The 15,471-nt window shown below is 69.1% G+C and carries 15 protein-coding genes; 3 read left to right on the top strand and 12 right to left on the bottom strand.

Annotated elements, in window-relative coordinates; all coding sequences use genetic code 11:
• Window positions 1–225 precede the first annotated feature (225 nt).
• Window positions 226–549 carry a hypothetical protein gene (locus tag O0J15_RS07265; RefSeq protein ID WP_308305392.1) on the top strand — a complete coding sequence of 108 codons (324 nt, stop codon included), beginning with the start codon at window positions 226–228 and terminating at the stop codon, window positions 547–549.
• Between the two features lie 82 nt (window positions 550–631).
• Here O0J15_RS07265 and O0J15_RS07260 read toward each other — a convergent pair whose 3' ends face one another.
• The 9 genes from O0J15_RS07260 to O0J15_RS07220 form a co-directional block, all read right to left on the bottom strand.
• The gene (locus O0J15_RS07260) at window positions 632–1,930 is read right to left on the bottom strand and encodes a DUF58 domain-containing protein (protein WP_308305391.1); all 1,299 of its coding nucleotides are present in this window, start codon (window positions 1,928–1,930) and stop codon (window positions 632–634) included.
• Window positions 1,927–2,913 carry a MoxR family ATPase gene (locus tag O0J15_RS07255; protein WP_308305390.1) on the bottom strand — a complete coding sequence of 329 codons (987 nt, stop codon included), beginning with the start codon at window positions 2,911–2,913 and terminating at the stop codon, window positions 1,927–1,929. The genes O0J15_RS07260 and O0J15_RS07255 overlap by 4 nt, the downstream gene beginning before the upstream one ends.
• Window positions 2,910–4,094: a DUF4350 domain-containing protein gene (locus O0J15_RS07250; protein WP_308305389.1), complete on the bottom strand. Its 1,185-nt coding sequence runs from the start codon at window positions 4,092–4,094 to the stop codon at window positions 2,910–2,912. The genes O0J15_RS07255 and O0J15_RS07250 overlap by 4 nt, the downstream gene beginning before the upstream one ends.
• Window positions 4,091–5,713 carry a DUF4129 domain-containing protein gene (locus tag O0J15_RS07245; protein WP_308305388.1) on the bottom strand — a complete coding sequence of 541 codons (1,623 nt, stop codon included), beginning with the start codon at window positions 5,711–5,713 and terminating at the stop codon, window positions 4,091–4,093. The genes O0J15_RS07250 and O0J15_RS07245 overlap by 4 nt, the downstream gene beginning before the upstream one ends.
• Window positions 5,703–6,695 carry a stage II sporulation protein M gene (locus O0J15_RS07240; RefSeq protein WP_021203337.1) on the bottom strand — a complete coding sequence of 331 codons (993 nt, stop codon included), beginning with the start codon at window positions 6,693–6,695 and terminating at the stop codon, window positions 5,703–5,705. Before O0J15_RS07240 ends, O0J15_RS07245 begins: the two co-directional genes overlap by 11 nt.
• Window positions 6,692–7,381 (bottom strand): RDD family protein, encoded by a 690-nt coding sequence (locus O0J15_RS07235; RefSeq protein WP_308305387.1) that lies wholly within the window; start codon window positions 7,379–7,381, stop codon window positions 6,692–6,694. The genes O0J15_RS07240 and O0J15_RS07235 overlap by 4 nt, the downstream gene beginning before the upstream one ends.
• A 123-nt stretch (window positions 7,382–7,504) precedes the next feature.
• Window positions 7,505–8,035 (bottom strand): gamma carbonic anhydrase family protein, encoded by a 531-nt coding sequence (locus O0J15_RS07230; protein WP_308305386.1) that lies wholly within the window; start codon window positions 8,033–8,035, stop codon window positions 7,505–7,507.
• 168 nt (window positions 8,036–8,203) lie between these two features.
• On the bottom strand, window positions 8,204–10,093 hold the full coding sequence (gene mnmG / locus O0J15_RS07225) for a tRNA uridine-5-carboxymethylaminomethyl(34) synthesis enzyme MnmG (protein WP_308305385.1): 1,890 nt from the start codon (window positions 10,091–10,093) through the stop codon (window positions 8,204–8,206).
• Window positions 10,094–10,640: 547 nt separating this feature from the next.
• Window positions 10,641–11,120 (bottom strand): hypothetical protein, encoded by a 480-nt coding sequence (locus O0J15_RS07220; RefSeq protein ID WP_019661648.1) that lies wholly within the window; start codon window positions 11,118–11,120, stop codon window positions 10,641–10,643.
• Between the two features lie 159 nt (window positions 11,121–11,279).
• Between O0J15_RS07220 and O0J15_RS07215 the strand changes: the two genes are divergently transcribed.
• Window positions 11,280–12,242, top strand: coding sequence for a pyridoxal-phosphate dependent enzyme (locus O0J15_RS07215; protein WP_058979056.1), 963 nt, complete (start codon window positions 11,280–11,282; stop codon window positions 12,240–12,242).
• The gene (locus O0J15_RS07210) at window positions 12,227–12,871 is read left to right on the top strand and encodes a YdcF family protein (protein ID WP_058979308.1); all 645 of its coding nucleotides are present in this window, start codon (window positions 12,227–12,229) and stop codon (window positions 12,869–12,871) included. Before O0J15_RS07215 ends, O0J15_RS07210 begins: the two co-directional genes overlap by 16 nt.
• Window positions 12,872–12,970: 99 nt before the next feature.
• Here O0J15_RS07210 and bioC read toward each other — a convergent pair whose 3' ends face one another.
• The 3 genes from bioC to bioH are packed head-to-tail and all read right to left on the bottom strand — an operon-like array spanning window position 12,971 to window position 15,455.
• Window positions 12,971–13,855, bottom strand: coding sequence for a malonyl-ACP O-methyltransferase BioC (gene bioC / locus O0J15_RS07205; RefSeq protein WP_308305384.1), 885 nt, complete (start codon window positions 13,853–13,855; stop codon window positions 12,971–12,973).
• A gap of 11 nt (window positions 13,856–13,866) precedes the next feature.
• On the bottom strand, window positions 13,867–14,646 hold the full coding sequence (locus tag O0J15_RS07200) for an SDR family oxidoreductase (protein WP_155030293.1): 780 nt from the start codon (window positions 14,644–14,646) through the stop codon (window positions 13,867–13,869).
• 29 nt (window positions 14,647–14,675) lie between these two features.
• Window positions 14,676–15,455, bottom strand: a complete 780-nt coding sequence (gene bioH / locus O0J15_RS07195) for a pimeloyl-ACP methyl ester esterase BioH (protein WP_308305383.1) — start codon at window positions 15,453–15,455, stop codon at window positions 14,676–14,678.
• Window positions 15,456–15,471 lie beyond the last annotated feature (16 nt).

Here is a 15,471-nt window from a genome sequence, read left to right as displayed (position 1 = left end):
CGATGTGACACGCCGGGTTGGGTGGTAGGTACGCCTGATTCACGCCGCTTCCGGTGCCTGGGTTGCAGCCAGGCATTGAACGGCGGCTGCGGTTGCAGCCGCTGTGGCTCCGGAGACTGGGTAGGACCGGTGCGCTACAGCGGTTACCGGCCGTGCGGTTATTGCGGCCACCAGTGGGTACGCATCGAGGTACGTCGTGCCCGTGCCACCCCGCCGCTGCGGACCATGGCTGCGGACTGCAGCCAATGTGGGCGCAGCAGCGATGTCGAGGTCACCCGGTCGCGGTGGCTTGGCAACGAAGCCATCGACCCGGACTTCGGCCTGCCTTTGAGGTTGGTGGAAAAAACCTCGGCTGGCCTGTTGTGGGCGTATAACGCCGAGCACCTGCAGGCATTGCACGACTACGCCGCGGCCAGACTGCGCGAAGGCAGCGGCCATCATCGTTCGATGTTCTCACGCCTGCCGCAGTGGATGAAGCTGGCCCGCAACCAGGTGCTGCTGCAGCGCGCGGTGGAGCGGTTGCAGCGGCGGTTGTTGGGTGAGCGCTGATACGGCAGCCGAGCGTGGGCTCGGCTCTACGGAACAACACGTGTAGAGCCGAGCCCATGCTCGGCTCCGGTCAAGCGCAGGGCTACAACAACCCTTCGCGCTTCACCGCCAGGTAGCGCTCCACCAGCGCGCCGGGCAGGGCGTCGGCGGTCACGTCCAGCACCATCACCTTCTCGCTGCGCAGTGCCTCGTGCGCCTTCGCGCGCTGCTGCAGGTACAGCGCGGCGGCACCGGCCTGGGTGGCGTCTTCCAGGGTCTGCACGTCACCCTCCAGCGCGCCATCCAGCTCGCGCTCGCGCAGGCTGGCCACGCATACCAGGTGGCGCCGCTGCAGCAGGCGCACCGCCGCCAGCAGGTCTTCGATGTCCTCGTCGCGCACATTGCTGACCAGCATCACCAGCGCACGCCGGCGCTGGCGCAGCGATACTTCGGTGGCCGCAGCCAGGTAGTCGGTGGCCACCGCGCGCGGCTGCAGGTCGTAGCTGGCGCGCAGCAGGTGCTCGACCGTGCCCATGCCGCGCTGTGGTGCTACCCAGCGGCGTTCGCCCCCGGCAGCGTACAGGCCGGCGGCATCACCCTGGCGCAGCGCCAGGTAGGCCACCACCAGCGAGGCATTCAAGGCATGGTCGAAGTGCGAGAGCCCGCCTTCGCTGGCCAGCATGCGTCGGCCACTGTCGAGCATCAGCAGCAACTGCTGGTTCTTCTCGTCCTGGTACTCGCGCGAGATCAGCTTGCGCGCACGTGCGGTGGCCTTCCAGTCCAGCTGGCGCAGGCTGTCGCCGATGCGGTACTCGCGCATCTGGTGGAAGTCGGTGCCTTCGCCACGGCGGCGCTTCACGTGCGCACCGACCAGCCGCGAGGCCTGGTCGGCACTGAACAATGCGAAGCGGGTGAGCGGCACGAAGTTCGGATAGACCCGCACCTCCAGCGCCGGCGGCAGCGTGCGTTGCTGCCACCACAGGCGCCACGGCGAGCGCATGCGCAGGTGCACCCCCTCGAAGCGGAAGTGCCCACGCTGCAGCGGCTGCAGGTGGTAGTGCAAGGTGGACGCCGTACCGGCCTGCAGGCTCACGCGCTGCGGCAGCGCTTCCAGCGGCCAGCCGCCGGGCACCAGGTCGAACACCTGCACCGTCATCGATTGCTCGGCCTGCACACGCAACGCCGCCTCGCGGCGCACGCCCAGTGCCAGCGCTTCGGGCAGCTCGCGCTGCACCTGCGGCGACGGACGCCGCCACTGCCGCCACAGGTCCCACAGGGCGGGCAACGCGATGGCCACGGCCGCCAGTGCCCAGCTCCAGCGCGGCAGCCATCCGCCCAGCACCAGCCCGCCCAGAGCGGCCCAGGCCAGCAGCAGCGCCAGCAGCAGCGAAGCCGGCCTCATCGGCGCGGCGCTTCCACCTTGGCCAGCAGTGCACCCAGCACATCGTCGGCGTCCTGGCCTTCAATCTGCAGTTCCGGGGCCAGCGCGATGCGGTGCCGCAGCGCCGGGCGGGCGATGTCGCGCACGTCGTCCGGCGTGACGAAGTCGCGGCCGGCCAGCACCGCCTGTGCGCGCGAGGCACGCACCAGCGCGATGCTGCCGCGCGGACCGGCGCCGACGGCGATGCCCGGCCACTGCCGGGTGGCGGTGACGATGCGCACCGCGTAGTCGATCACCTCGTCATCGACGGTAATCGCCGCAGTGGCACGCTGCAGTTCCAGCAGCTCGCCGGCACCGAGCACACGCGGCACCTGGCTCAGGTCGAAATCGCTGGCAGCGCGGCCGCTGGTGATCGCGGTCACCATGCGCTTCTCGTCCTCCAGCTGGGGGTAGTCGATCAGCACCTTCAGCAGGAAGCGGTCCAGCTGTGCTTCCGGCAGCGGGTAGGTGCCTTCCTGCTCCAGTGGGTTCTGCGTGGCCAGCGCCATGAACGGCGGCGCCAGGGTGAAGGCCTTGCCCTCAATGGTCACCTGGCCTTCCTGCATTACTTCCAGCAGGGCCGACTGGGTCTTGGCCGGGGCACGGTTGATCTCGTCGGCCAGCAGCAGGTTGGTGAACACCGGGCCGCGGCGGATCTTGAAGCTCTCGCTCTTCGGGTCGTACACCGCGTGGCCACTGACGTCGCTGGGCATCAGGTCGGGGGTGAACTGCACGCGCCCGTAGTCCAGCTCCAGGGCCTGTGCCAGTGCACGCACCAGCAGGGTCTTGCCCAGCCCGGGCACGCCTTCGATCAGCACGTGGCCACCGGCCAGCAGCGCCACCAGGATCTGGTCCAGTACATCGGCCTGGCCGATGAAGGCGTGTCCAACGGCGGCGCGGATGGCATCGACGCGTTCGATCAGGCGGGCGTTGGCGGCCGCCGGCAGCTCGGGGACTTCGGTCATAGCAGGGATCTCATCTGGAGCAGCAAGCGGATACGCTCGCGCAGGGCGGAGGAATCGTGCGGCGGAGGTGGCGTCAGTGCGGCGGCAACACGCCCTTGCGGCCACTTCAGCAGTTCGGCGATGGCCTGTTCGCGTGGCGCACCATCCAGTGCGGCAGCCACCGGTGCGCGCAGGCGCAGGCGGTGCAGGAACAGGGCGAGAACGGCCTCGTACAGGCGCGTACCGTGGCCGAAACGCAGCAGCAATTCACCACTGGCGTGCACGTGTTCCAGCAGCGAACGGCGTTCCAGTACCGGTGACGGCAGCAGGCTGCCGAAGCGTTGCGAGCGGGCCCACAACCAGCCCAGCAGGGCCAGCAGCAGCGGCGCCCACAGCGGCCAGCCCTGGTAGAACAGGCGCGACCACAGCGACGGTGGACGGCTGGCATAGATCAGCCAGACCGCACCCTTGCCGTAGTTCGGATCGAGCAGATAGCGGGTCAGGTCGCGGTGAGCCTTGTCGTGCAGGCCATCGCTGGCACCGCCGGCGGCCGCGGCCAGGCGCGCGGCAGGCGAGTCGACATCACCGCGCAGGAACTCCATGTCCGCCAGCACGCTCACTTTGCCCTGGCCATGGCGCAGGCGCGCGAACACCAGGTCACGGTCACCGCCCCAGCGGCGTTCGGCCTGCGCATTGGCGGCAAAACCCAGGGTGAAGCGGCGGCCAGCACAGAATTCAACGTGGCCCGGATCGTCGTCGACATGGAACGGCTGGCAATCGCTGCGCTGGAACAGGCTGTCCACGCCCAGCCGGTCCAGCAGGGGGCCCTGCGTGCTGCCGGCATCGTCCTCGACCGGCGGCGGTGTACGTACAAGCAGGTGGCCGCCACGGTCGACCCAGTCCAGCAGCGCGCTGGCAACGGGCGCCGGCAGTTCGCTGCTGTCCTGCAGCACCACCACCGTGTCGTGCGGACCCAGCGCCATCTGCTGCAGGTCCAGCCGCGGTCGCGAGTGCACGGCGATGCCATCAGCGCGCAGGGCCTGGCCGAGCACATACAGCGGGTTGTAGGCCGCCTCGCCCCGTGGCGGCAGCCGGATGGTCTCGGTTACCCGCTCGTGCGTGCGCAGGTAGAGGATCGCCAGCGGTACGCCGAGCAGCACCAATGCACCGAGCAGCAGCGACCAGAACAGGCGCGGACTCATGCCTGCCACCCGTACTGCTGGCGCAGGGCATCGGCCATCGCATCGAAATCGGCGCGGCTGGGCAGGCGGCCACCGTAGGCGGCGTACTGCCACATGCGCACGATGCGCGCGAACAGGTCACGGTCGCTGGCCTCGGGCATGCGCCGCGACGCGCGCAGGCATTGCGCTTCGGTGGCACCGGGTGGAAGCGCGATACCGCTGCGCTCGCCCACCGTGCGCACGCTGGCGCGGTACAGAAGGGCCAGCGCCTGCCGCGGCCGGCCCTGGTCCCAGAGCAGGCCGGCCTGGGTGGCCACGTCCGGCGGCAGCACCACCGGCAACTCCACCTGTTCCTCCACCACCGGCGGTGCGGCCTCGGCCTTTCGTCGGCCGCTGCCCCGCAGCCACGGCAGCCACAGCCGTGCGGTCAGCAGCAGCACCAGCAGCAGGACGCCGAGCAGCCCCCACAGGCCCCATTCGGCCAGCCGCGCCAGCCAGGCGATGCCGTCCTTCCGCGCTTTGCGTTCACCGTTGCTGTTGGTGTCACGCTGCAGCTGCTTGTCTTCCTTCTTCTCTTCCTCGGCCTGTTCGATCGGCTTCCAGCGGGTGACCTGGCGGGTCGGGCGCTGCAGCGGGTCTTCATAGGCGCGGTTCACTGCCTGACGGAAACCGGCGGTGTCCACCGGCGTACCGCCGAAGATCGTTGCCGGGGTGTTGGCCGGGTCGATGGTCGGTGCTTCGTCGCTTTCCTCGGCGTCGATGCCACGGTCGTTGGGCTTGCCCATGGCTCGTTCGGGCTCGGCGTCTGTGTCCTGCGCATGCACCGGTGCGGAGACCAGCGGCATTGCCAGGCACAGCAGCAGGGCCAGCGTCGATGCCGCCGGCAGCAGCCGCTCGCGCAGGCGGCGCAGGGCGATCTCCACATCCCAGGCTTCCATCTGCGTGCGCCGGTTCAAGTACAGGCCAAAGCCCGCACCGACGAAGAACGGGCCGATCAGCACCGAGGCCAGCCAGCACGCCAAGTTGAAGCCCAGCCGTGCCCATGCGGGTGTGTCCTGGCCGATCATGTCCCATGCGGCGCGCCATGATTCGGACATCAGCTCCAGTGGCATGAACATGAACACCGCACCGATCGCGCCGGATACCAGTACCACTTCGAAGGCCATGCAGCTCACGGTCAGCACCAGTGCCGCGCCTGCAGCCCCGGCGGCCACCGCACGGCGGCGTGGGCCGCGCTGGTCTGGTGTGTTGCCTTCCAGCAGGTTCACCGGCAGGCACAGGCTGCGCAGTACGCTGAAGCGGCGCCAACCCAGGTAGCCCCAGAAGCCGCTGTTGCCCCAGTGACGTTGCGCACGCAGCGCGGCCAGCGTGCCGACTGGTTCACCGAAGATGCCGCGCGACAGCACATACAGCGGCGCACGTTCGAACAGCGGTTTGCACCACCACATCGCCAGCCAGGCCCAGCCGAAGGCATCCAGCCACCAGCCCAGCGCGTTGAAGACCACGAACAGCGGTGCACTGGCCAGCAGCCAGCTGCCCCACAGCGCGCGTGCGTGACGGCGGGACAGCGCGGTGCCCAGCTCCATCGCTTCCCAGCCACTGCGGGCACGCAGCGCCACGTCCAGGTGGTCAATGCGCATGGCCAGCTCCACGTCCGCCGCGCCACAGCCACAGCAGCACGCCGGCCCACAACACACCGGCCACGCTGAACTTGCCCCATGCAGGTACTTCGGCGATCGATGACCAGAAGGCTTCGATGAAGGCAGCCACCAACAGCATGAAGGCGACGCCGAGGCACAGCCGCGCGCCGATGCGGCCGCCGTCGACCAGTGCATCCAGGCGGCTGCGCCGGCCCGGCGCCAGCAGCTTCATGCCCAGCTGCAGGCCGGCGCCGCCGGCGATCACGATCGCAGTCAGCTCGAAGGCGCCGTGGCCGACCACGAAGCGCCAGAACGGATCGCCATGGCCGATGTGCTGCAGGTGGCCGGCCACTGAACCGATGATCACGCCGTTGAACAGCAGCACCAGCAGCGTGCCCAGCCCGGCCAGCAGCCCGCTGGCGAAGGCGCGCAGGGCGATGCTGATGTTGTTCATGATGTAGTGGCCGAACATCATCCAGTCGGTGCCGCTGTCACGCCCCAGGCGCTCGGCGGCGGGATCGTACATGCGCTCCATCTCGGCGATCTGGCGGTTGTCCATCAGCATGTGGATCAGGTCCGGATAGACCTGCACCAGCACGAAGCAGGCCACCGCCGGCAGCGCGAACATCGCCAGCGCCGCCCACATGCTGCGCGCCTGGCTGCGCACCAGCAGCGGAAAATCGGCCACCAGGAACTCCAGAGCACGCCGCCAGCGCGTTGGCGGCGTGCGGTACAGCACGCTGTGGCCCTGCTGCATCAGCTGTTGCAGGCGTTGCACCAGCTGCGGGCTGTAGCCGCGCTCGCGGGCCAGCGCCAGCTGCTGGCACAGCCGCCGGTAGCGCTGCGGGAAGGTAGTGTCGTCCAGTGCCAGGCCGCTGGCCTTGCGGCGCGTGCGGCGTGAGGCGCCGGCACGCAGCAGCAGCCACTGCTCCAGATCCTGCCATTCCTGCTGGTAGCGGGCGACGAACTGCTCCTGTTTCATCGCCGCCCCAGCAGCCAGTTGGCCATCGCATACAGGCGCAACACGCCGACCTGGCCGTGGGTGCCGGTCAGTGGCTCGGCAATACCGGCCAGCTCCTGCTGGCGCGCCGCCGACAAGCGTGGCGCGCGCTCGGCGAAGGCAATCAGCGCGGCCTGTTCCTCTGGTCGCAGGGGCTGCGGCGGGGCCAGCACGCTGCCGATGGTCGGCGGCGGTGGCAGGTACAGCGCGGGTGCATGCACCACCACAGTGCCTGCCACCAGGTCGCCCAGACGGCGGCCATGCGGATCGAACAGGCTGCTGATCAGGCCCAGCGCATAGCCGAAGGGCAGCATGTCCACCGTGCGCAGCAGGTTGCGGGTGATCGCCGCCATCCAGCCTGCCGGCGCGCCATCGCGGGACAGCACGCGCAGCCCCAGCGCACGCTTGCCCAGGGTGCGTCCCCACACTGCTTCGCAGACGATCGGGTAGGCCCAGTAGACCAGGAACATCAGCACCAGGTAGAGGCCGGAACCGAACTGGTCCAGCAGTGCCAGCGGAATCGACATCAGCACCAGTGCCGCGATGCGCACGCCGAGATCGACCAGCCAGGCCATCGCCCTCGGTACCGGGCCGGCTGCAGGCAACTGCAGCGGCACACCCTCCGGCGTTACCACCTCGCGGTAGGTATCGAGCATCGGTGCGGCCATCAGCGTGATGGCCTTCGTTGTGGGCGCCGGAGTCCTCTCCGGCAGGCAGCCACAGGCATGGGGGTCTCGACAGGTCCTGGTCGGGCCCAGACTTTAGCAGAGCCGCATGGCGGCGTTGGCCGCTCAGCCCAGGTATTCGTCCTTCAGCCGCACGTAGTGGTCGGCCGAGTAATGCAGCGCCTCGATTTCCTTGTCGCTCAGCGTGCGTGCCGGGCGGGCCGGGTTGCCCACCCACAGCTCGCCTTCGCCGACCACCTTGCCCGGGCCGACCACGGCACCGGCGCCGACGAAGCCATGGCGCTCGACCCGCGCGCCGTCGAGAATGCAGGCACCCATGCCAATCAGGCTGTAATCACCGATGGTGCAGGCGTGGATGATGCAGCCGTGGCCGACGGTCACGCCTTCGCCGATCAGGGTCGGGTAGCCGGCCTTGTTGTAGGGGCTGTGGTGGCTGACGTGGATGATGGTGCCGTCCTGCACGTTGGTGCGTGCGCCGATGCGCACGTAGTTGACGTCACCGCGGATGATCGTGCCCGGCCACACCGAGACGTCCTCGCCCAGCTCCACGTCACCGATGATCGTGCACGACGGGTCGATGTACACGCGCTCGCCGAGGACGGGCATCTTGGCGCGGAAGGGGCGCAGCGGGTTCATCGATGTCTCCGGAAATCAGGGCGTCCGCGACGATGATACGCGCTCGGCCAATGGCGACCCCGCCACCCGCAACTGCCGGAATGCCTCATGCATCCGTGTCGACCAAGGTCGACACCTGCCAGAACGGATCGCGCGCCGCATTGGTGGATGGCATCCACCGATCCCGCGTTACGCCACGCGGCCGCGGCGTGCACGCTCCAGGTGCACCAGCAGCAGCGAGATTGCCGCCGGGGTCATGCCCGGAATGCGCTGCGCCTGGCCGATGGTCTGCGGGCGCACGCGCTCCAGCTTCTGCAGTGCTTCGGCCGACAGCCCGCGCACCGTCGCGTAATCGAAGGCTTCAGCGATCGGCGTGGCTTCGTGCCGCTGCTGGCGCTCGATTTCCTCGCGCTGGCGATCCAGATAGCCGGCGTACTTCACGCCGATCTCCACCTGCTCGGCCACTTTGGCGTCGGCTACCGCCGGGCCCAGCGATGGCACCTGCATCAGCTGCGCGTAATCCAGCTCGGGGCGCTTGATCAGGTCCAGCACGCTGGTCTCGCGGCTGACCGCCACACCCAGCGTGTCCTGCACTTCGCGGCCCAGCGCATTGGCCGGGGTTGCCCACAGCGCGCCCAAGCGTGCGCGTTCGGCAGCAACAGCGGCCTGCTTGGTCTCGAACGCGTTCCAGCGGCGGTCATCCACCAGGCCCATCTCGCGGCCGGCCGGCGTCAGGCGCTGGTCGGCATTGTCCTCGCGCAGCTGCAGGCGGTACTCGGCGCGGCTGGTGAACATGCGGTAGGGCTCGTTGGTACCGTGAGTGATCAGGTCATCCACCAGCACGCCCAGGTACGCCTCGTCGCGGCGCGGGCACCAGCCGTCCAGTCCGCGCACCTGGCGTGCAGCGTTGAGGCCGGCCAACAGGCCTTGCGCGGCGGCTTCTTCATAGCCGGTGGTGCCGTTGATCTGGCCGGCGAAGAACAGGCCGTTGACCAGCTTGGTTTCCAGCGAAGCCTTCAACCCGCGTGGATCAAAGAAGTCGTACTCGATCGCGTAGCCCGGGCGGGTGATATGCGCGTTGCCGAAACCGCGGATGCTGCGCACCATCTCCAGCTGCACGTCGAACGGCAGCGAGGTGGAGATGCCGTTGGGGTAGATCTCGACGATGCCCAGGCCTTCGGGTTCGACGAAGATCTGGTGGCTGGCCTTCTCGGCAAAGCGCACCACCTTGTCCTCGATGGACGGGCAGTAGCGCGGGCCGATGCCCTCGATCTGGCCGCTGTACAGCGGTGAGCGGTGCAGCGCGTCGCGGATGATCTGGTGGGTCTGTTCGGTGGTGTGGGTGATCCAGCAGCTGACCTGCTGCGGATGCTCGTCCACCGAACCGAGGAAGGACATCACCGGGCGCGGCGAGTCGCCGGGCTGCTCATCCATCACGCTGTAGTCCAGCGAGCGGCCGTCGATGCGCGGCGGCGTGCCGGTCTTCAGGCGGTCCACCTGGAACGGGCGCTCGCGCAGGCGCGCGGCCAGCGTGGTGGCCGGCGGGTCGCCCATGCGGCCGGCGGCGTACTGGGTCGGGCCGACATGGATCTTGCCGGCCAGGAAGGTGCCGGCGGTCAGCACCACGGCCTCGGCGTCGAAGCGCAGGCCGGTCTGGGTGATGACCCCGCGCACGGCGTCGCCTTCGATGACCAGGTCATCGACGGCCGCCTGGAACACGGTCAGGTTGGCCTGGCCTTCGACGATGGCGCGGATCGCCATGCGGTACAGGTTGCGGTCGGCCTGGCAGCGGGTGGCGCGCACGGCCGGGCCCTTGGAGGCGTTGAGGGTGCGCCACTGGATGCCGGCGCGGTCGGCGGCATGCGCCATCGCACCGCCGAGCGCGTCGATTTCCTTGACCAGGTGGCCCTTGCCGATGCCGCCGATGGCCGGGTTGCAGCTCATCGCACCCACGGTTTCGATGTTGTGGGTCAGCAGCAGGGTGCGCACGCCGGTGCGGGCCGCGGCCAGCGCGGCTTCGGTGCCGGCGTGGCCACCGCCGATGACGATGACGTCGTAACGATGGAAGGACGGGTTCATGGGGGCTGTTCAGCTTGGGGCAGGCGCGGCCGGGGCGACGCCGGGGTGGCGATTTTAGCGCCATTCGGGGTCCGGACGCCGGCGCCGGCCAGTTGGCGGCGAAATCGGCCCTAAAGTTGGCAGGATTTTTGCAGATAACCCAATAGCACCCATCGTGGCTGGCGCCGTAGGCGCCCGTGACCGGAATTGGAACAGGGGCCGGTACAGGCGCACGGTGGGGGAGCAGAGGGCCGGCAGTCGGGGGACTGTCCGGCCCTGTTTTTTTGGGGTTGTCGGGAAGGCGCCATCCACGCATGGCGTGGATCTACTGAAGCTGGGGCTTTCGCCGGTTGGCGACCTGACAAAACAAACGGCCCCGCATTGCGGGGCCGTCTGCCTTCAGAGGTGCCGACATCCGACAGGGCCGGAACAGGGGGGATCCAGATGTTCCTGTCGGATATCGACGTAGAGCTTTTTGCGGCGGCCCGTGTCGTTTTTGTCACTTTGTGACGTGGGCCGTCACTGTCCGCGTAGAGTGGGGCTTGGACCGTGTGAAATGCAAGACGGTTCAGCGCTCAACTGTGCGCTGCGTCGCACGATCCATGTTGCGCCAGGGGGAACCGTTCATCCTCGGCGCACTCGGTGCCGGTGCCGGACGGGCCTGGGGCGCCGGCGGCTGTGCGTTCGACTGCGGCGGGCGGCGCATCGAGTCCATGTTCCGCCACGGCGAACCACCGTTGTACGACGGTCGCGACGGCGGCGGCGGACGGTGCTCGCCACCATTGCCCGGGCGCGGCGGCGGGCGATGGTTGTGCGGCGGGCGGTAGATCGGGCGCGAGTAATACGGATTGCCGTAGCCGCCGTAGTAGCCGCCATAGCCACCGTAGTAGGGGCCGTAGTTGTAGGGATAGCCGGCCGGGTAGCGGTACTCCACCGACGGCGCACCGTGGTAGTAGCTGCCGCTGCGGCCGCCGCCGACATAGTCGTAGGTGGTGCAGCCGGTCAGGGCCAGCAGCAGGCCACCGGCAAGCATCAGGCGCATTTTCATGGTGGGTCCCCCCAGAGGACGGGTGTGCAGTCAGCTTCGGGCGCCAGCGTTGAATCGGCCCTTAATTCCGCCGGCCAGGATGAATGGAGGCGTAGGGCTGCATGCTGGCATGACCTGCGCCCCGGTCGCCAGCGCGAAGCCATACGTTAATCTTGCGTCATGAGCGATTCACTGTTGCCCCGCGCCGATGACGTCCTGCTTGCTGCGGCGAGGATTGCCCCGCATGCCAGCGTGACCCCGGTACTGCGCTCGCGCATGCTTGATGCGCTGGCCGGCGCGCAACTCGCGTTCAAGGCCGAGCACCTGCAGCGCGGCGGCGCATTCAAGTTCCGTGGTGCCTGCAACGCGGTGTGGTCGCTGGAGGCCGATCGCGCCAGTGCCGGCGTGGTCACGCACTCCTCCGGCAATCATGGCGCCGCCTTGGCGCTGGCCGCGCGCACGCGTGGCATTCCCTGTCACGTGGTGGTGCCGGAAGGCGCGGTGGCGGCCAAGCTGGCCAACATCGCGCGCCATGGCGCCACCCTCTGGCGCTGCCCGCCGACCACCGCCGATCGTGAGGCCGCCTGCGCCAAAGTGCAGGCCGATACCGGCGCGACTCTCGTCCATCCATACACCGACCCGGCGGTGATGGCGGGGCAGGGCACCGCCGCGCTGGAGCTGCTGCACAGCGACGGCCCGTTCGACGTGCTGGTCGTGCCGGTCGGCGGCGGTGGCCTGGCCAGCGGCACCGCGCTGGCCCTGCAGCACGCCAGCCCGCAGACCCGCCTGGTGCTGGCCGAGCCAGCCGGAGCCGACGATACCGCGCGCTCGCTGGCCGCTGGCGAGCGCCAGGGCGCGTTCGCCCCGGACACGATCTGCGATGGACTGCGTACCCTGATCGGCGCGCCGAATTTCGAACTGCTGCGCGCGGCAGGTGCCGAGGTGATCGTGGTTGATGACACCGCGACGATGGCGGCGATGCGCCTGCTGTGGGAGGTGCTCAAGCAGGTGGTCGAGCCGTCGTCGGCCACCGTGCTCGCTGCCGTGCTGGCACAGCCACAGCGCTTCGCCGGCCTGCGCGTGGGCCTGGTGCTGTCTGGTGGCAATGTCGACCTGCCTGCGCTGCGCTGGGGCGCGCCATGAGCCGCGACCGGCACCGGCCCCGCACCGGCCTGCTGGGCTGGCTGTGGCGGCTGTTCGTGCTGCTGGTGGTCTGGCTGCTGGGCGTGACCGCCTGGATCGTCTGGGTCGGTGAGCGCGACCAGGCCGCCAAGGCCGACGCCATCATCGTGCTGGGTGCGGCCGCCTATGACGCCAAGCCATCGCCGGTGTTCGAAGAACGTATCCGGCATGGACTAGACCTGTACGAGGCCCAGTACGCGCCGCTGCTGATCTTCACCGGCGGCTATGGCGGCACCGGTGCGCGCTTCTCCGAATCGCAGGTGGCGCGGCGCTATGCGCTGAAGCATGGCGTGCCGGACGATGCGATCCTGATCGAGACCGCGTCACGCAACACCGTGCAGAACCTGGTGGAAGCCAAGCGACTGATGGACCAGCGCGACCTGCACCGGGTGATCATCGTCAGCGACCCGCTGCACATGGCGCGCGCGCTGCGCCTGAGCAAGGCGCTGGGCATCGATGCGCTGGCCTCGTCCACGCCCAGCACGCGCTTCCGCAGCTTCCACACCAGCTGGCGCTTCCTGGTGCAGGAAATCTACTTCTTCCACCGCGACCTGGTGCGCCCGCCGCTGAGCTCGCCGGCCAATACCTGAGGCGGAAACCTGATTTGGGCGGGTGCCATGCGGTAGTGCCGGCCGCTGGCCGGCAGACGCCCACCATGGAATCGTGAGGTTGCCGGCACTACCAGACGATCAGGTCTGCTTGCGTCGGATCGGAATCGCCGACACCGGCACCGAGGCGACGTCATGCCCGCCTTCGCGGATCGGCGCGCCCGGGTCCGGTGCCCAGGCGTGGGCATAGATCACTTCCCAGCTGCTGGGCAGCTTGCCGTCGGCACGGCGCATCGGCTCGTATGCAGCGGCGGCAGCGGCGAAACGACCACGCCCGGTCAGCGTATGGCGGCGGTCCACCCGCGCATTGGTCGCGCCCATCGCGCGCAGTTCGCGCATCAACGAGGGCAGGTCGTCGTAGGTCAGGGTGAACAGATCGCGGTCCAGCACCGGGTCACGGAAGCCGGCCATCATCAGCGCATCACCGAACTGGGCGATCTGTGCAAAGCGGCTGACGTGCGGGCGGTCATCGGCGGCGGCGAACGCTTCGCTGAGTTCGATCAGGGTTTCCGGGCCGAAGGTGGAACACAGCAGCAGGCCACCGGGCTTGAGCACGCGACGGAAGCCTGCGAACACCGCCGGCAGGTCGTCCACCCACTGCAGGCACAGGTTGCTGAAGATCACATCCACGCTGTTGTCCGCCAACGGCAATGCGGCGGCGTCGCCGCACAGGCGCTGGAACGGCTTCCACCAGCCGGCCTGGCGCTTGGCCTGGTCCAGCATCGGCAGCGCCACGTCCAGCGCGATCACCTGCGCCTTCGGCCAGCGCTTCTTCATCAACGCACTTGCATGGCCGGTGCCGGCGCCGATGTCCAGCACCACCTCGGGCTTGCGTGCCTCAAGGTAGTCCAGCGATTCGATCAGCCGCGACTGCACCTCGCGCTGCAGGGCGGCGGCAGCGTCGTAACTGGTGGCGGCACGCGCGAACGCGCGACGGACATGGCGGGCATCGAAGTGGGACGGCATTGCGAACTCTCTTAGAACGTACCGGGGTAGGCGCCGCCGTCGATCAGCAGATTCTGCCCGGTGAGGTAACCGGCCTGCGCACTGCACAGGAAGGCGCAGGCGGCGCCGAATTCGTCCGGCGTGCCGAAGCGGCCGGCGGGAATCTGCTGGCGGCGGCGTTCGGCGACTTCGCCGGCATCGCCGTCCTTGCCCGCACTGTGGGCGAAGTTGGCGCGCAGGCGGTCGGTGTCGAACTGGCCGGGCAGCAGATTGTTGATGGTGACGTTGTGGGCCACCGTGCGGCGCGCCAGGCCGGCGACGAAACCGGTCAGGCCACTGCGCGCGCCGTTGGACAACGCCAGGATGTCGATCGGGGCTTTCACCGCCGACGATGTGATGTTGACGATGCGGCCGAAGCCGCGCTCGATCATCGCGTCGACGGTGGCGCGGATCAGCGCGATCGGCGCCAGCATGTTGGCGTCCAGCGCGGCAATCCAGTCGTCGCGTTCGAAATTGCGGAAATCACCGGGCGGCGGACCACCGGCATTGTTGACCAGGATGTCCACCTGCGGGCAGGCGGCCAGCGCCGCAGTGCGGCCGGCCTCGGTGGTGACGTCGGCGGCGACGGCGCGCACCTCACCGGCACCGGGCAGGGCGCTCAGCCCTGCGGCGGCAACCTGCAGTGCCTCCTCGCCACGAGCCACGATCACCACGTTGACGCCCTCGCGCACCAGCGCACGCGCGCAGCCCAGGCCCAAGCCCTTGCTTGCGCCGCAGACCAGTGCCCAGCGGCCGTTGATACCCAGATCCATGCGTCAATCCTGCGGAATTCGGAGGGGGCTCATTGTCCGCCATCGGCCGGTGACAGGCCGGCAACGAAGTGTTGCAGGGTGGCGGCCACCTCATCGGCATGGCCGAGGAAAGGCGCATGTCCACCATGGGCGATCGTCAGCGCCTGCGCGCCCGGGGCCAGCGCTGCGGCGGCCTGCATCGCCACCGGAGACACCAACCGGTCTCGCTGGCCGGCGATCCACAGGCTGGGCTTGCCCAGCGTCGGCAGCGCGCCGCGCAGATCGGTGCTTTCGAGCAGGCGCAGGCCTTCCAGCAGGGCGCGTTCGGTGGGTGCACCGCGCTCGACCAGGCGCTGCCGCAGGACGCGCAGCTCCTCGCGGGCGTGTGCCGAGCCCATCACGTCCAGCGCGAGGAAGCGTTCCAGGGTGCCGCCGAAGTCGGTGGCCAGCTCGCGCCCGAACTGCTCGAACACCGTCGGCTCCACTGCGTGCGGCCAATCCTCGCCACGCACGAAGCGCGGCGTGGCCGCGATCATCGCCAGCCCGCGTACCTTCGGCAGCGTCGCCGCCGCGTGCAGCGCGAACAGGCCCCCAAGCGACCAGCCGCACCACACCGCCGGCGGTGTGGCCGCGGCAATGGCACTGACCACGAACGGCAGGCGCAGCGGCGTGGTGTCCTCGCGGCTGTGGCCATGGCCGGGCAGGTCGACCAGGTGCAGGGTGAACTGGTCCGCCAAGCGCTGCACCAGCGGCGCGAACACACCGCCCTGCAGGGCCCAGCCATGGATCAGTACCAGGTCCGGCCCACGGCCGGTGACTTCAATATGCATGGGCAACGACACGGAA

This window comes from Stenotrophomonas sp. Sm10 (assembly GCF_030985515.1).
Lineage (GTDB): Bacteria > Pseudomonadota > Gammaproteobacteria > Xanthomonadales > Xanthomonadaceae > Stenotrophomonas > Stenotrophomonas hibiscicola.
The sequence above is the reverse complement of the archived record's forward strand: the minus strand, read 5'-3'. Positions and strand labels throughout refer to the sequence as shown.